16 protein-coding genes are annotated in these 16,274 nt (G+C 50.4%); 10 read left to right on the top strand and 6 right to left on the bottom strand.

From position 1 onward, the window contains the following. Positions 1 to 2: 2 nt before the first annotated feature. Entirely contained in the window at positions 3 to 461 is a 459-nt protein-coding gene (locus tag H9L42_RS16925; RefSeq protein ID WP_243235635.1) for a hypothetical protein, read from the top strand. 67 nt (positions 462 to 528) lie between these two features. On the opposite strand, the gene H9L42_RS03355 is transcribed toward H9L42_RS16925, so the two are convergent. From H9L42_RS03355 to H9L42_RS03340, 4 genes are all read right to left on the bottom strand, one after another. Next, positions 529 to 1,416: a sensor histidine kinase gene (locus tag H9L42_RS03355; RefSeq protein ID WP_187302036.1), complete on the bottom strand. Its 888-nt coding sequence runs from the start codon at positions 1,414 to 1,416 to the stop codon at positions 529 to 531. Between the two features lie 15 nt (positions 1,417 to 1,431). Beyond that, positions 1,432 to 2,256: an ABC transporter permease gene (locus H9L42_RS03350; protein ID WP_187302035.1), complete on the bottom strand. Its 825-nt coding sequence runs from the start codon at positions 2,254 to 2,256 to the stop codon at positions 1,432 to 1,434. Further along, entirely contained in the window at positions 2,249 to 3,163 is a 915-nt protein-coding gene (locus H9L42_RS03345) for an ATP-binding cassette domain-containing protein (RefSeq protein WP_187302034.1), read from the bottom strand. The genes H9L42_RS03350 and H9L42_RS03345 overlap by 8 nt, the downstream gene beginning before the upstream one ends. A gap of 87 nt (positions 3,164 to 3,250) precedes the next feature. Further along, positions 3,251 to 3,943, bottom strand: coding sequence for a response regulator transcription factor (locus H9L42_RS03340; RefSeq protein ID WP_187302033.1), 693 nt, complete (start codon positions 3,941 to 3,943; stop codon positions 3,251 to 3,253). Between the two features lie 179 nt (positions 3,944 to 4,122). Between H9L42_RS03340 and H9L42_RS03335 the strand changes: the two genes are divergently transcribed. The 7 genes from H9L42_RS03335 to H9L42_RS03305 all read left to right on the top strand — a co-directional run bounded on the left by H9L42_RS03335 (position 4,123) and on the right by H9L42_RS03305 (position 11,291). Then, positions 4,123 to 5,499, top strand: a complete 1,377-nt coding sequence (locus H9L42_RS03335) for an aldehyde dehydrogenase family protein (protein ID WP_243235633.1) — start codon at positions 4,123 to 4,125, stop codon at positions 5,497 to 5,499. An 841-nt stretch (positions 5,500 to 6,340) separates the two neighbouring features. Continuing rightward, the gene (gene rsxC, locus H9L42_RS03330; protein WP_187302032.1) at positions 6,341 to 7,657 is read left to right on the top strand and encodes an electron transport complex subunit RsxC; all 1,317 of its coding nucleotides are present in this window, start codon (positions 6,341 to 6,343) and stop codon (positions 7,655 to 7,657) included. Between the two features lies 1 nt (position 7,658). Continuing rightward, positions 7,659 to 8,621, top strand: coding sequence for an RnfABCDGE type electron transport complex subunit D (locus H9L42_RS03325; RefSeq protein WP_187302031.1), 963 nt, complete (start codon positions 7,659 to 7,661; stop codon positions 8,619 to 8,621). Further along, positions 8,614 to 9,168, top strand: a complete 555-nt coding sequence (locus H9L42_RS03320) for an RnfABCDGE type electron transport complex subunit G (RefSeq protein ID WP_187302030.1) — start codon at positions 8,614 to 8,616, stop codon at positions 9,166 to 9,168. The genes H9L42_RS03325 and H9L42_RS03320 overlap by 8 nt, the downstream gene beginning before the upstream one ends. After that, the gene (rsxE, locus tag H9L42_RS03315; RefSeq protein ID WP_187302029.1) at positions 9,168 to 9,848 is read left to right on the top strand and encodes an electron transport complex subunit RsxE; all 681 of its coding nucleotides are present in this window, start codon (positions 9,168 to 9,170) and stop codon (positions 9,846 to 9,848) included. The genes H9L42_RS03320 and rsxE overlap by 1 nt, the downstream gene beginning before the upstream one ends. Next, on the top strand, positions 9,845 to 10,438 hold the full coding sequence (locus tag H9L42_RS03310) for an electron transport complex protein RnfA (protein ID WP_187302028.1): 594 nt from the start codon (positions 9,845 to 9,847) through the stop codon (positions 10,436 to 10,438). Before rsxE ends, H9L42_RS03310 begins: the two co-directional genes overlap by 4 nt. A gap of 13 nt (positions 10,439 to 10,451) precedes the next feature. Continuing rightward, positions 10,452 to 11,291: an RnfABCDGE type electron transport complex subunit B gene (locus H9L42_RS03305; RefSeq protein ID WP_187302027.1), complete on the top strand. Its 840-nt coding sequence runs from the start codon at positions 10,452 to 10,454 to the stop codon at positions 11,289 to 11,291. Here H9L42_RS03305 and H9L42_RS03300 read toward each other — a convergent pair. After that, positions 11,288 to 11,821 carry a Gx transporter family protein gene (locus H9L42_RS03300; RefSeq protein WP_187302026.1) on the bottom strand — a complete coding sequence of 178 codons (534 nt, stop codon included), beginning with the start codon at positions 11,819 to 11,821 and terminating at the stop codon, positions 11,288 to 11,290. The two genes, H9L42_RS03305 and H9L42_RS03300, sit on opposite strands and share 4 nt — an antisense overlap. A 20-nt stretch (positions 11,822 to 11,841) precedes the next feature. Then, positions 11,842 to 12,204, bottom strand: a complete 363-nt coding sequence (locus H9L42_RS03295) for a NusG domain II-containing protein (RefSeq protein ID WP_187302025.1) — start codon at positions 12,202 to 12,204, stop codon at positions 11,842 to 11,844. A gap of 26 nt (positions 12,205 to 12,230) precedes the next feature. Here H9L42_RS03295 and H9L42_RS03290 point away from each other — a divergent pair, with 26 nt between their 5' ends. Both H9L42_RS03290 and H9L42_RS03285 read left to right on the top strand, forming a co-directional pair. Beyond that, entirely contained in the window at positions 12,231 to 13,241 is a 1,011-nt protein-coding gene (locus H9L42_RS03290; protein WP_187302024.1) for an FAD:protein FMN transferase, read from the top strand. A gap of 20 nt (positions 13,242 to 13,261) precedes the next feature. Continuing rightward, positions 13,262 to 15,967, top strand: a complete 2,706-nt coding sequence (locus H9L42_RS03285; protein WP_187302023.1) for a YfhO family protein — start codon at positions 13,262 to 13,264, stop codon at positions 15,965 to 15,967. Positions 15,968 to 16,274 lie beyond the last annotated feature (307 nt).

Below are 16,274 nucleotides of genomic sequence, written 5' to 3'. Positions count from 1 at the left end.
TTGTGATTCCCAGAGGCGCAACAGGAACTTCCGGGGCGCCAGTGGAGTTCCTGTCCGCGTATTCCACTCCGCCGCAGCCAGGCAATTCCGGTACAGCGCTGATTTTTGACAAAAATGGAAACTCCGCGGGAACTGCGGTTTCCCATACAGAAAATACGTCAGAAATCAGCATTCAGGAACCGGGTTTTTATGAAGTGTCCTTTCATGGAACGGCGGCGCCGGCCAGCGGAGTGACTTTCCCTCTGGCAGTTCTTTTCTATCTGCAGCAACAGGGGAGTACAGTAGCGGGAGCCGCGTCCTCGCACACATTCCACACATCATCAGACGCGGCGAACCTTTCGTTTTCACAGATTATTGATGTGACAGATACGCCAGCGGTATTAGAGGTCATTGGAAGTGGAGGAAATTTCATTTACAGCAATATCGGGATCACAGTTCAGAAAATTGGAGAAAACAGCTGAGGAAAAACGGAAAAATAAAGCGGGCTGCCGGAAAACGCGGCAGCCCCGTTTTCCGCAATCTTTTAATTTACATACGGGCAGAAAAAGAGAGGAAAATAGAAAGCCGCTCCTGTCGATATTCTGCCCGGATCGTTCCTCCCATTCGCTCGGTCAGTGTCTTTGCGATGGAAAGGCCCAGACCGGAAGCTTCTCTGGCGCCGGTTTTCACTGTATAAAATCGATCAAAGAGACGGCCTGCGGCGACAGGTGTAAGATCGCGAGCCAGATTGGAAAAGCGCATTTCTCCCGATTCATCCAAAAAAACCTGAAAATCGCCGTCGCTGTATTTGATGGCGTTGCTGATAATATTATCCAGGATACGGCAGAGGAAAGAACGGTTAAGACTGCGGGATACCGGATTTTCGGTAAGATGGATTTCGGGAATGATTCCTTCTTTCTTAAAATCACTGTAGTGGGAGGCCAGGCATTCCTGCAAAACAGAATTGAGAAGGACCGTTTCCGGTTCCCAGTCCTCTTCCGCGAGAAGGACCGAGTAGCGGAATAACTCTTCTGTCAGAGTTTTCAACAGTTCCGTACGGTTTTCTAACAGATCAAAATAACGGGAAGGCAGACAATCCTGTTTTAGAAGCTCCAGGTAACCGCAGACCGCCGTCAGCGGGGTGCGGAGATCGTGGGCCATATTGGTGATGGCTTCTTTAAGTTCCCGATCCCCCTGCTGATATTTGTGCCGTCTGTCCCGAAGCAGACGGAGCTGGGTATTCAGCTGAGCTGCCAGTGAGCGGATGCTGGAATCCCGGCTGGAGACCCGGAGCAGTGTGTTGGTGTCTTCCTCCAGCTTTTCCTGCAGCTCTCTGCAAATTTCCCGTAAAGCCCTGCGCATCAGCAGAATTTTCAGGATGACCAGCAGCAGAGCTGCTGCCAGCAGAAAACAGAACACACACAGCCAGGTAATCATAAAGGTCTCCTTTCTCTACTTCAGATTTTTTCGATTAAAAAGGTAAATTCCGATTAGGTTTAAGAGGACGGTAACTCCCGAAGAATACAGCAGGATCTGAATCGGATGTGCCACTTGCGCGGAAGCAATCTGCAGAGCCTGACCGGATGGGAGCAAGTCCACAAAAAACTGATAAAGGATCCGTGTGCTTCCGGTCAGATATTTGGGATTGGCTGCCTGAGAAACTACGGGACTGCCGTCTACCATCTGAACCTGCTGGATCAACTCCGGCTGGGCCAGCCTTTGAAGCAGCAGACTGGCCGCTACCAGCAGCAAAAGGCTCAGAGCCATGCAGATAATGGCAGAGGCGGATTTGCTGGAGTTCAGCATGGATACCAGATGGAAAAGCGCCACATGCACAAGGTTTAGAAGAGCGCTTGCCGCAAAAATCAGGAGAAGCCCACCGGGATCTCCCTCAAAGAGGCCAAAAACCGGAATCCCCAGGACGCACAGGACTGCCATATAGGCAAAGGTGGACAGGAGCATAGCCGCGGCGCAGGTCAAAAAGCCGGACAAATAGATTCGGGTGCGGCTGCATCCGATAATGATTTTGTTCCGCAGAATGCCATCGCTGTGTTCTCTTCCGGTAAACAGACTGCAGAAAGCGGCTGACGCAAATCCGGTCAGCACGGCAAAACTGAAAAACATACTGTCAAGGGAGGCCTGTTCTCCATAGCGGATTTTATCGCTGTAATGGTTCAGGAAAAGAATGATGGCCCAGATTGCCATAACGGCTGTCAGAACCCAGAACAGACGGTCGCGCAGCAGCCGGCGGAAATCCGCGTGAAGCAGGTTATTCATGATCCTCACCTCCCAGCAGGGTCATATAGTAACTTTCGAGGCTTTCATCCTGCTTACGGATCTGCAGGATTTCGCAACCCTCTTTAGAAAGAGCCAGTACGAGGCGGGTAACGCTGATTTCGCCGTAAATATCGGCTTCTTTGTCGGAACAGATGGTATATTCCAGACCCAGGGCGTCGAGCCCCCTGACAAGAGCCCGGATGTCCGAAACTTCCACCCGTATGGACTTACGAGCGGAGGCTTCCAGCTGCCCGGCGCTCATTTCCTTTACAAGGCGGCCGCGGTCAAGAAAGCCGTAATGGGTGGCCAGCCGGGAAAGCTCGTCGAGAATATGGCTGGAAATCAGAATTGTAATCTGATGCTCCCGATTTAGCCTTAGGAGCAGTTCCCGCATTTCGATGATCCCCTGAGGATCTAAACCGTTGACCGGTTCATCCAGAATCAGAAAATCGGGGGATCCGGCCAGAGCCAGAGCGATCCCCAGTCTTTGGCGCATACCCAGAGAAAAATTGCGAACCTTCTTTTTTCCAGTGTCGCTGAGACCTACAAGCTCCAGCAGGCGAGCGATTCCTTCAAAGGATGGGAGACCGAGCAGCAGATATTGCTGCTTCAGATTTTCTTCCGCGGTCATATTCTGATAGACAGAAGGAACTTCCACAACCGCGCCGACGCGTCTGCGGATTTTTTCCAGCTCCCGGTCCCCGCTTCTTTTTCCGTAGAGCATATACGTTCCGCCGCTGGGCGTCTGCAGGCCGCAGACAAGGCGGATTAAAGTTGTCTTTCCCGCGCCGTTTCGGCCGACAAGCCCGTAGACAGAGCCCTTGGGCACATGCAGGGAAAGCTGATCCAGAGCCTGAAAACGGCCGTAGGATTTGCTCAAATTTTCGGTAGTTAAAACGTATTCCATTTCTTTACCTCCTGATATTGATGAACGGATTCTAACAGACGGAAGTTAAGAAAGCGGTAAAGAAACAGGTTAAGAAATCGTAAAGATTTATTCATGAGCATGCTCCTCAGACTCGTGCTCCCCGCTGAGTTTAAAGCCGATTCCCCAGACAGACTCAATATAATCCCGGCCGCAGGCGGCGCGGAGCTTTTTTCGGAGGTTGCTGACATGGACTTTCAGGGAACTTTCCATACAGTCCGGCGTTTCCTCACTCAAAGCGTCAAGAATCGCCGCCTTCGTAAACACCTGAGAAGGATTTCCCATCAGCAGCTTTAAGATAGCGAATTCTGTTCGCGTCAGCTTTACCGGAACGTCTCCCGCGAAAACCTCATGGGAAGCGGTATCCAGGGAAAGCCTTTCAAAGGAAAGCCGCGTGCGTCGGGGGCGAGAGGCGGTGTTTCGAAGCTGCACCGTGATTCTGGCCAGCAGTTCTTTCAGTGAAAAGGGCTTGCTCAGATAATCGCGGGCGCCGGAAAGGAGAGTCTCGACTTTGCTGTCAACGCCTGCTTTGGCGCTGATTACAATAACCGGAATTTCTTTGATTTGGGGAAGAAGTTCTTCTCCGGAATATCCCGGGAGCATCAGATCGAGAAGAATCAGATCCGGCGTTTCTTTTTCAAGAAGCAGCAGGGCCTCTGTCCCGGACCAGACCTGCAGAACCCGAAAACCCTCAGCCGTAAGGGCGTCGGACACCATATCGCTGATATGAGCGTCATCTTCAATGATCAAAATGGTCTTCATCTCACTTTCCCCCTTTTTCGTACCAAACATCAGTGCCAATATACCACGATCTTTTCCCGGAGGCAAGCGCGAACCTGCTTTCCGGGGGGCACATTGACAAAATTTCCGTTTTCGTTACAATCTAAAGAAGAGACATGCGGAGTCGACTTACAGGAAAATCAAAAATGGAGGGAAGCGTCATGGATGAAAAAGAAATGAGTATGCAGTATATCAGCGGGTATATCAAGCGGGCGCGAGACGCTCAGGCGGAGTTTGAGAAAATGAGCCAGCAGCAGGTGGACCTGGCGGTAAAAACCATCGGAAAGGTCGTATATGATAACGCCGAATACCTGGCGGAAATCGCGGTGGAAGAGACGGGAATGGGAAACGTACCCGATAAAATCGCCAAGAACCGGCAAAAATCAAAAATCGTCTGGAACAATCTCAGAGGGAAGAAATCCCGGGGGATTCTGGACACGGATGTAGAGACGGGAATTACGCGGATCGCCAAGCCTATGGGGGTTGCGGCCGCCATTACCCCCTGTACCAATCCTATCGTTACGCCTATGAGCAACGCTATGTTCGCGCTGAAATGCGGCAACGCCATTATTATTACACCCCATCATAAAGCGATTCGCTGCAGTACGAAAACCGTGGAGATGATAAACGCGGAACTTGCGAAGCTGGGGTATCCGCAGCATCTGATCCAGATCCTGGATCAGCATTCCAGAGAACATACACAGAACCTGATTTCCTCAGCGGATGTAGTCATCGCTACCGGAGGCGCGGGAATGGTAAAAGCCGCGTACAGCTCCGGCAGGCCGGCGTTGGGGGTAGGCGCGGGAAATGTGCAGTGTATTATTGACGAAGGATACGATTACAAAGAAGCGGTTCCCAAAATTATCGCCGGAAGAACCTTTGACTACGGAATTATCTGTTCCGGCGAGCAGTCTGTGATCTGCCCGGAAAGGGACTATGAGGCGATCCTGGAGGAATTTGAAGCAAACGGCGCCTATGTGGTAAGGGATAAAAAAGAACTGGAAGGCGTGCGAAGCGCATTGTTCCAGGAGGGAAAACCAAACCGCCACTCGGTAGGACAGTCACCGGAAAGGATTGCCGAGCTTGCCGGAATCCGTATTCCTGAAGGCACAAAGATTCTCGTGGCGGAGGCTGAGGGCACCGGACTTACGGACGCGCTGGGGGGAGAAAAGATGGCGCCTGTCATTGCCGCGTATAAGTATAAGACGTTGGATGAGGGAATCCGGATCGCCAGGGAAAATCTGGAGAAAGAAGGAAAAGGACACAGTGTCGCCTTCCATTCCGATTCGGAGGAGCATATTCTTCATGTAGGCGAAGAACTGTGCGTCTCCCGGTTTGTGATTAACCAGATCAGCGCCAGCAGCGCCGGCGGCAGTTTTTACAACGGTCTTGCGCCAACCAATACTCTGGGATGCGGAAGCTGGGGACACAACAGCATTTCGGAAAATCTGGACTACAAGCATCTGATGAATATTTCCAGAATCGCCAGATATATGCCGGATAATTACGTTCCCACGGACGAAGAACTCTGGGGATAGGCATCCGGAAAAAAAGAATACGAACGGAGAAACGCTTCCGCGGTATACACGCGGAAGTCTTTTTTTGATTCTCTTTTGGTTATCTTTAATCATAAAGGGAAAATTTCCGCGTCTTCAGAAGATGGGAACTCGTTTACAGTAGTTGTTGTTTTGTAGGAAAGGAAGGCTGGGATATGGAATATGAAAAATTTTACGGAGAAGCCTATTTCAAATTAAAGCAGACCGAAAGGCGGCTGCGGCAAGTGACTGCCCGTTACGTCTGCTTCCGCGCTGGAATGTGTGAATGACGCGGTCGGAATTCGAATCGTCTGCGCGGATGAAATTGCTTCGATTGATTTTTCCATGCAGACCATTCGGGATCTGATTCAAGAAGCGGAATGAGTGAGCAGCCAAAATAGCAATGCATAATTATTCATTAAAAAGATAAGTTTATTATAAAAAGAGAACAAACTTATAATGAGAAATAAGCAAAAATGAATTTAAGTCTCTGGAATAGAGAGTTTATTAACAAGATTTCTTTTATTCTGAATATAATAATATTTTTCATAATCATACACAATTGAAAGAGAGATAAACTCTTTGTGAAATCTGTAACTTACTACGTCTTCCGCAGTTGGACGAAAAAAGAAACATCGGTGCTTTTATTTATAAGCGTATAAAAAAGAGAGAAATATAGTTTGAAATTCAAAATAGATATATATAGGAAGAAAAGTTTTGCATTGTATACAAAAAATGAATTTGGACAGCAATTTTCTAGAATAACCGTAGCATTTTTATAAATAGTGTGGTAATATAATTCGTGTATGCGACTGAAAAAACTTTGGAAAGGAAGGTTTCAGAAATGGGTCAACAGAAAAGGCATTTGCAAAGTATCAAGGTCAGCCATGAGAAACATACTGCCGCGTGTGAGACTCAGGTAATGCCGATCCCTGATACGGTAAGCATTTCGATGTCTCAGCACATTGGCGCGCCCTGCAGCCCTCTTGTGAAAAAAGGGGACTACGTGAAAGTAGGACAGCCGATCGGTGATACCGATGCATTTGTAAGTGCTCCGATTCACTCAAGCGTTTCAGGAACGGTTACGGGAATTGAACGTATCCGGTCGGTGATGGGCGGAGAAGATCCGATCATTGTCATTGAGACAGACAAAAAGCAGGAGATCTGGGAGGAAGTAAAACCTCCGGAGATTAACAGCAGAGAGGACTTTATAAAAGCTGTAAGAAACAGCGGACTGGTCGGTCTGGGCGGAGCGGCGTTCCCTACGCATATCAAGTACAATCCGCAGAACCTGGAGGAAGTGGATACGCTGATTGTAAACGGCGCCGAGTGCGAACCGTTTATTACTTCCGACCACAGGTTGATGCTGGAAAATACCCAGGATATCATCGACGGAGCGCTCCTTGTGATGGAGCAGCTCGGACTGAAAAAAGGATATATCGGAATTGAAGAGAACAAGCCGGACGCCATTGCGCTGCTGGATAAAATGCTGGCGGAGCAGAATCATCCGGAACTGAAGACCGTAACGCTGCGGGCTCGTTACCCGCAGGGAGCGGAACGAGTACTGGTTTATGAGATTACGGGAAAGAAAATGGACGCGGGCGTGCTGCCGGCACAGTTGGGCGTCATTCTGTCGAATATTACAACGATCGCCTTTGTCGGGCAGTACTTTAAAGACGGTATGCCCCTTGTGTCCAAACGAATTACGGTAGACGGATCCGCGGTGGCGGAGCCGAAAAATATTATCGCCCCTATTGGGACCAGCATTTCGGATATTATCGGATTCTGCGGAGGATATAAGGCAGAGCCGAAAAAAATTCTGATGGGCGGTCCGATGATGGGGAGGGCGGTCTTTTCCGATCGAGTACCTCTTGTGAAAAATAATAACGCGATCCTGGCATTCGCGGGAGAACAGGCGCTGGTTCCGGAGGAAACCGGATGCATCAACTGCGGAAGGTGCCACAAAGCCTGTCCGTTCAAACTCCTGCCGACAGCGTTTGCCGACGCTTATGAAAACCGGGATACAGAAAGATTGAATCAGCTTCAGATTAACCAGTGCATGGAGTGCGGAAGCTGTGCGTATGTCTGCCCGGCCAAACGGCCGCTGGGCTTTATCAACAAACTCAGTAAGGCGCTGGTAAAAGAGGAGGCGAGCAAATAACATGGAAAAACAGTATTATGATAATCTGATCGTATCCTCTGCGCCTCATGCGGTTTCCAGTACGGATACAACGAAGATCATGGGAACGGTGCTGCTGGCCCTGCTGCCGGCGTTTGTGGTGGGAATCTATCAGTTCGGATACCGGGCTGCGGTTTTGACCGTTGTATGCATTGTCTCCTGTGTGGTTTTTGAATGGCTGTATAACAAACTGATGAAAAGAAAGCAGACGGTCGGCGATCTGAGCGCGGTTCTGACAGGCGTGCTGCTGGCCTTTAATCTGCCGTCCAGCTTTCCTTACTGGATGGCGATTGTAGGCTGCTTTGCCGCGATTGTAATCGTAAAACAGCTTTTTGGAGGAATTGGACAAAACCTGGTAAACCCGGCGGTAACGGCCCGTATTTTCCTGCTTCTTTCTTTTACGACGGAGATGACCAGCTGGCCGGTGCCAAGAGGCGCGGACGGCGTGGACGCCACGGTGGGACCGACTCCGCTGGGAATTCTATCCGAAGGCGGGGGACAGATGCCGTCTAATCTGGATTTGTTCCTGGGGAATGTCGGGGGCTGTATCGGCGAAGTCAGCGCGCTGGCCCTGCTGATCGGCGGAATTTTCCTGATTTGGAGAAGAGTGATTTCTCCGCTTATCCCGCTTAGCTATCTGGGCAGTGTGTTTGTGCTGGCGCTGGTGATTCCGGGGCAGGATCCGATTTTCCACCTCTGCGCGGGAGGGCTGATGCTGGGCGCGTTCTTCTGCGCGACGGATTATGTAACTTCTCCGGTGCTTCCAATGGGAAAAATCATCTTTGGAATCGGATGCGGGATCTTCACGATGCTGATCCGGGTGTACGGTTCTTATCCGGAGGGCGTTTCCTTTGCCATCCTGCTGATGAATGTGCTGACTCCGCATATTGACAACTTCTGCATCAGCAGGACCTACAAAAAGGGAGGAGGCAAGAAAGATGAATGAGAAATCAACCTACAAATCTTACATAGCCCCTGCGCTGGTGCTGGTAGTAATCTGTCTGGTTGTAACAGCGGCTCTCGCGGGCACCTACAGTATTACCAACCCGATCATTGAAGCGAATACAAAAGCCGCGGCTGACGAGGCCAGGGCACAGGTTCTGCCTTCCGGAGACAGCTTTACCCAATACGACGGCAAGCTGGTGGAAGGCGTGACGGAATGTTATATCGCGGATAATAAAACAGGGATGGCTGTAACTGCTACGTCATCCAGCTACGGCGGCCTTATTACCGTTATGATCGGAATCGATCAGGATGGAAAAGTGACCGGCGTAACGGTTACCGAGCACGCCGATACACCGGGGCTCGGAACAAAGGCGATGACAGAGGAGTATCTGGCAGGCTATAAGGGCAAGGACGCGCTGGAAGAAGACAATATAAAGAACGACAGCGGCGTGGACTACATTGCCGGCGCGACAATTTCTTCCAACGCCATTTATCAGACAGTAAAAGAGGCTCTGCAGCAGTTTCAGGAATGCGGAGGTGTTAAGTAATGAGTAAACTATCCATTGTAACAAAGGGTATTATCAAAGAAAACCCGGTACTGGTACTGCTTCTGGGAACCTGCCCGACACTGGCCGTAACAACGAGCGCGATTAATGGCCTGGGAATGGGTATTTCCGCAATGGTGGTACTGATCTGTTCCAATATTGTAATTTCCATTTTAAAGAAAGTGATTCCGAGCACAGTGCGGATTCCGTGTTATATTGTTGTAATCGCGGGATTTGTAACTATCGTGCAGCAGCTTTTGAAGGCTTATGTTCCGTCCCTGGACGCCGCTCTGGGACTGTTTATCCCGCTGATCGTAGTAAACTGTATCATCCTGGGAAGAGCGGAAATGTTCGCCAGCAAGAATTCGGTTGTGGATTCGGCGCTGGACGGTCTTGGAATGGGAATCGGCTTTACCCTTGCGTTGGGAATGATGGGGCTGATTCGGGAGCTTCTGGGAAGCGGAACGGCTTTCGGCATTACGATTACGGCAGACGTGCTGTCTCCGATTGGAATTTTCATGCTGGCTCCGGGAGGATTTTTCGTTTACGCGATTCTCATTGCCGCGGTTAACTGGGCGACAAAGGGAAAAGGCGTAAAGAAAAAGGAATTCGGCTGCCAGGGCTGCCCGATGGCGGCTACCTGCGGGGAACGCAGTGAAGAAAAGGAGGCTAGCGCATCATGACAGAAATTATTGTAATCATCATGTCCATTATTCTGGTGGATAATGTGGTATTATCCCAGTTCCTGGGAATCTGTCCGTTCCTGGGCGTTTCCAAAAAGATGGATTCTGCGGTAGGAATGGGGGTTGCGGTAACATTTGTTATGGTTCTGGCTACCGCGGCAACCTGGCCGGTTCAGAAATATCTTCTGGACGCGTATGACATCGGTTATCTGCAGACCGTTGTGTTCATCCTGATCATCGCGGCTCTGGTGCAGCTGGTGGAAATGACGCTGAAGAGGTATATGCCGCCGCTGTATAGCGCGTTAGGGGTGTATTTGCCGCTGATTACGACAAATTGCGCGGTACTGGGAATTACCATCACAAATATTGACGACGGTCTGAATTATGTCCAGTCTCTGTTCAATGCCTTTGGCGCGGGCGTAGGATTCCTCCTGGCAATGCTTCTGTTTGCCGGAATGCGGGGCAAACTGGAAAATTGCAAAATGGTTCCCGAACCGTTCCAGGGTGTTCCGATTACGCTGATTACCGCGTCGATTTTGTCCCTGTCCTTCATGGGCTTTTCCGGTGTCGTAGAAGGCTTGTTCGCGTAAGGAGGGGTGAGAGATGAATATTTTAATACCGGTTGTTATCGTAGTGGTAATCGGTCTGGTTGCCGGCGTGATCCTTACGATTGCTTCCAAGCTGATGTATGTTCCGATTGATCAGCTTGTGGCGGATATTCGGGAAGAACTTCCCGGCGCCAACTGCGGCGCCTGCGGATTCGCGGGGTGCGACGACTATGCCTCTGCTTTGGGAAAGGATAAGGGCGAGACTTTAAGCCCATCTATGTGTCCGGTAGGCGGTCCGGATCTGGCCGCGAAGCTGGCGGAGCTTTTGGGCGTGGAAGCGACAGCGGCAGATCCGAAGGTCGCGACGGTTCTATGCGGTGGAAACGCGGCGGCCGCGAAAAAGCTGATGGATTACGAGGGCATTGATACCTGTAAAGCGGCAAGCCAGTTTTACGGAGGGCAGTGGGCCTGCGGATACGGGTGTCTGGGCCTTGGCGACTGCGCGGCAGCTTGTGATTACGGCGCGATTTGCGTGGCCGACGGTCTTGCGGTTGTAGATCGGGAAAAATGTGTAGGCTGCGGTATGTGTACGAAAGCCTGTCCGAAGAATCTGATCGAAGTGCATAGTAAGAAGGATCTGATTTATGTGGCATGTAAGTCAAAGGCCGCGGGCGCGCAGACGAGAAAGAGCTGCAGCACGGGCTGTATCGGATGCAGGAAATGCGAAAAAGCGTGCAGATTTGACGCGATTGTGATAGAAAACAATCTGGCGAGAGTCGATTTTGAGAAATGTAAGAATTGCGGACTCTGCGCGAAAGAGTGTCCGACCGGCGCCATTGTAAATCTGCGGCCGAAAAAGCAGATTCCGGCAAAGAACGCCGCGGCAGAGGCTTAATTCTTTCCGCTGGGGAAGAGGGCTTTCGGGAGCCGCTTGAGAATCAGATAAGTCAGGATTCCGATGAAGAATCCGCTGATTAGCCCGGAGAATAAAAGAACCGGGAAATAGACGAACAGTTTTATATTGGAGACGATCAGGGCAGCTACCAGTAGCTGCCCTGTGTTATGGGCAACGCCGCCTGCCATGCTGACGCCGGTCTGGGAGAAAAGACCGGTTCTTTTTAGTCCATACATGACAAACAGGCTGAGAATCCCGCCGGCCAGGGAGTATAGCGCTCCGAAAAAGCCGTTGAACAAAAGTCCGGCAACGAGAATACGGACCAGATTGATGGCGAAGGTGTAACGGAATCCAAGGGTGTAGAGAGAAACCAGAATCACCAGATTGGCGATTCCCAGCTTGACTCCCGGCATTCCCGCGTTGAAGGGGATGATTGCTTCGATATAGGAAAAAATAAGCGCCAGCGCCGCCAGCCCCGCGGCCAATGTGACGCGGTACGCGGAAGAGGCGTAAGTTCTGTTTGTGTTCATATGGTTTCCTCCCTGACTGCCTATCGGACGACAGCGTCATACTCCGAACTGTCTCCGCGGATTTCGATGACGATTCTGTTTGGCAGACATGTGATGCTTTGTGATGTCTGTGAGATTTTTCCCTGCTGAATGCAGTCCTGTCCGCTGCAATCGGAAAAGGTCATTGAAACCTGACCGTCTTTTATGGTAATCTTATTAATATGGCCGCTGCGCTCAATGGTAACCGTGCGGTCCTCACTGAGGGGGTAATAGGCATATTCTTCTCCGTCTGCTGTAATGTAGACGGTCTGGCCGGTTTCTCCGCCTGTGAAAAACGCATAAGAAAGAGCCAGTCCGACCACAATCAGTACAGCGGCTAAAATAATATCTGCTTTACGTATCATAAATGAACTCCATGAGGTAAAAAAATATGCGGTTTATAAAAAAAATAACAGTTGTACTTATGTTATGTACGCTTCTCATTATACCACAAACCGGGTGTTCAAACGAAGAACCAGTTTCGGAAAATCAGTTTCTGCTGGATACCGTCTGTACGCTGACCGTGTACGGAATGGGAGAAGCGGATGCTCAGGCAGCGATAGATAAGGCCTTTGAATGCTGCCGGGATTACGAGAATATGCTGAGCAAAACGGTGGAAGGCAGCGATATTTACCGGATTAACCACGCGGGCGGTGAATTCGTCACGGTTGAGCCGGAAACCAGAGAACTGATCGAGCAAGGCATGGAATATGGTGATTTGTCAGAGGGCATGTTTGATATTACCATTGGAGCGGTATCGGAGCTTTGGGATTTCCACGCGGATCATCCGCAGGTGCCGGAAGCCGCGCGGATTGAAGAAGCCGTAAAGACTGTGGACTATAAGAAGATACAGATTAAGGGAAATCAGGTGCGCCTGGAGAACCCTGGGGCGCGGATCGATCTGGGGGGCATCGCCAAAGGATATATCGCCGATCGGATGACAGAGGTGATGGAAGAGGCCGGCGTGGAACACGCCACCGTTAATCTGGGAGGCAACCTGGTAGCCATAGGAGAGCGAGAAGAAGGAAGGCCCTGGCGGATCGGCATCGAGCTTCCTTATTCCAACGGATCGGAGATCCTGGGGAGCGTCGATCTCGCGGACAAGACCCTGGTGACATCGGGCGTCTACGAACGGTATTTTGAACAGGATGGAACGCTGTATCATCATGTACTGGACCCGAATACCGGATATCCCATCGACAATTCTCTGAATGCCGTGGTGATTCTCGGGAATAAGGGCCGATCCATGGAGTGTGACGTCTTAGGCACCGTCTGCCTCGCTCTGGGAGAAGAAAAGAGCCGGAAGCTTCTTTCCCGGATGGAGGGTCTTCAGGCCGCGTTTATTGATAAATCCAATGAAATTACGACATTTAACGGAATGGAGATTACTCCGGCTGAGTAAGGAAACGGGAGGGGATGAGAATGAGATTAAAAACTGGAGGCATATCGGGAATCGGTAATTTTTTCTATCGTAACCGTTATGTTTTTCTGGCCTTTTTCGTGCCGTTTTTTCTGTTGTTTATCGCTTACGCGGCCATGGGATTTTATCCGTTCGGAGAGAACCAGGTCGCGGTAATTGACATGTATCATCAGTACTATCCGTTTATCAGCGAACTGCATGAAAAGCTGCAGAACGGCGGAAGTCTGCTGTACTCCTGGAACGGGGGACTGGGAACGAATTTTCTCGCGCTGATGTCCTACTACGCGGCAAGCCCCCTCTATTTTCTGACGATTTTTGTTCCGGATGCCTGGCTGATGGAAGCGGTGACACTGATCATACTGATTAAGATCGGACTTGCCGGCGCCTTTATGGCGGTGTATCTGAGGGGTATGCACGGAAGATGCGATCTGGCGACAGTGGCCTTCTCTTCTATGTACGCGCTGTGCGCCTATGTGCTGGGCTATTACTGGTGCCTGATGTGGCTGGACGCGGTGGCGATTCTTCCTTTATGTATACTGGGCCTGAATCGGCTGATTGATCGGGGCAGCTTTAAGCTGTATACCATTTCCCTGGCGGCCTTGATGATAACCAATTATTATATCGGCGGAATGATCTGCATTTTTATCTTTTTTTATTTTCCGATCCTGTATTTTTCCAGGAGAAGACGGCCGGGCGCCAGAGGCTGCCTGCAGGTGACGGGAAAGGCGGTACTATGTTCCTTTACGGGGATTTTCATCGCGGGAGTGACGTTGCTTCCGACCTTCCTCAGTCTGCAGAATACCTACTACATTGATTCGGAAATGCCACGGGAAACGACCTTTTATCAGTCCCTTCTGGATCTGTTTACCAATCTGCTGCCCAATGTAGAGCCTACCGTCCGGGAGGGTCTGCCAAATGTGTACTGCGGACTGCTTTCGGTTATTCTGTTTGTGTTTTTTCTGCTCAGCAGACGGATTTCCCTTCGGAAAAAGCTGCTGAACTGCGCGCTTTTAGGGTTCCTGTTTCTTAGTCTCAACTGCAACAAGCTGGATTTTATGTGGCATGGGTTCCATTTTCCCAATCAGCTTCCGTACCGGTATTCCTTTGTAGTCTCTTTCCTGCTGGTAATTCTGGCGTATGAAGCGTTCCTCGGCGTCAAGAGGGTCAGCGGCGGGCAAATCGGCGCGGTATGCGCGGCGGGGACGGCGTATGTTTTCCTTGCCGAAAAGTTCTATGAGGGACAGCTTCGCCCGGAATTCGCTTATGTATGTCTGCTGCTGCTCTTTGCTTACTGTGGGTTCCTGACTGTTTACCGGCTCAAAAAATACCCGGAGACGCTGATGTGCTTTATTCTTCTGGTAATCGTCTCCGCGGAACTGATGAATCAGACTGCTATCGGCGTGGAGACGGTCAGCTATACGGATCGGAATGAATACTTCGCGGAGAGCCGGGAAGTGGAAGAGCTGGTGAGGGAAACCAGACAGAGAGATGATGGGTTTTACCGGATGGAGGTCGCCAATCCGCTGATTCTGAATTCGCCGATGCTGTATCATTATCCCGGGGTATCGGAGTTTTCCTCTACCGTGAACGGTTCGGTATCTTATCTTATGGACCGGATCGGCCTGGAAGCGGAAGACGCGAAAAACCGCTACAATTATGTAATGACCACTCCGGTGCTGAACGCGATGCTGAATGTGAAGTATATCATCAGCAGAGGCAGACCGGTGACCGGCGAAAGCGCTCTGGAACTCGCCGGCGGTAAAAATCTGACCGCTCTTTACGAAAATCCGTATGATCTGTCCGTCGGGTATATGGTAAACTCCGCTGTGGCGGAAGATTGGGATATTGAGCAGACGAATCCCTTCTCCGTGTTGGAGGAGTTTGTGAGACTGGCGACGGGAAGCGGAGAAACGATTTTCCGGCGTATTGATTCTCCGGTTCTTTCGGGAGAAGGTGTTTCTCTGGGAAACTATGAGGATGGGAAAGTGAATTGCGCTTCTGTGGATTCGGGTTCCCAGGGGACAGCAAAGCTTACGTTTACTTCCCGCAGCAGTCAGCAGGTATATGTTTATGTAGAGACTGCCGGCGCGGAGAGCATTACAGCCAGACGGGAAAACGGAGAACTGGTACAGCTGACCGAGGACTGCGGCGCCATCGTAAGTCTTGGAGAGTGTGAAGCGGGAGAACGCATTATCATTGATATTCAGTACGAAACCGGTCAGGCTGGAGATATTACAGCGTATGCCTGCGGGATGGATATGGACGCGTGGGATCGGGCCTACGCGCTACTGGATGATGAAACGCTCCAGGTGGATGCTTACAGCGATACCGAAATTTCCGGAACCATTCAGGTGAAAGAGAACGGCTTCTTTGTGACGTCGATTCCTTATGAGAAGGGCTGGACTTTGGAAGTGGACGGAGAAAAAGTGGAAACGGAAACCTTTGGCGGCGCCTTCCTCGCGGCGCATCTGAGCGCGGGTGAGCATGAGATCTGTCTGACTTACCTTCCGGATGGCTTTATCCCGGGAATTCTCGTCAGCCTCTGCGGAATCGGTATCCTTGTGGCACTTTGCTTTGTGCGGAAACGGCAGAACGGGGATGCTGATAATCATCTGTGTCAGAGTCTGATTCACTCCATTGAAGTAGGCTTTGATGGTATTGAGGGCCGGAGCGACAGCCGCTCCGGCCATGACCGTCAGCAGGGATAGGGATAAAATTGTAAGAGTAAGATTTTTTCGTCTGTTTTCTTTATAAATCATATAAAATCACTTTCCTTTCTGTATTATGCAATAAAAAATCAGAACAGACCGCATATTTGTAAAAGGAGATACGCTCCTTTTTCGAGTATAAAAGAAAAAGCGTAAGTCCGTTTGGACTTACGCTTTCGCTACACAACACTTGAATTATACCATATAGAACCAAAAAATCTCAAATACTTTTTGTGTGCGGCAGGATATTCGTACAGCAAGAACTCTGCGTGAAGGTGAGGGCATGCAGAAAGAAGCAGGGATAAAA

The organism is Zhenpiania hominis, assembly GCF_014333425.1.
Taxonomy (GTDB): domain Bacteria; phylum Bacillota; class Clostridia; order Peptostreptococcales; family Anaerovoracaceae; genus Hominibacterium; species Hominibacterium hominis.
Note: the sequence above shows the minus strand (reverse complement) of the source record. Positions and strands in the feature narration are given on the sequence as shown.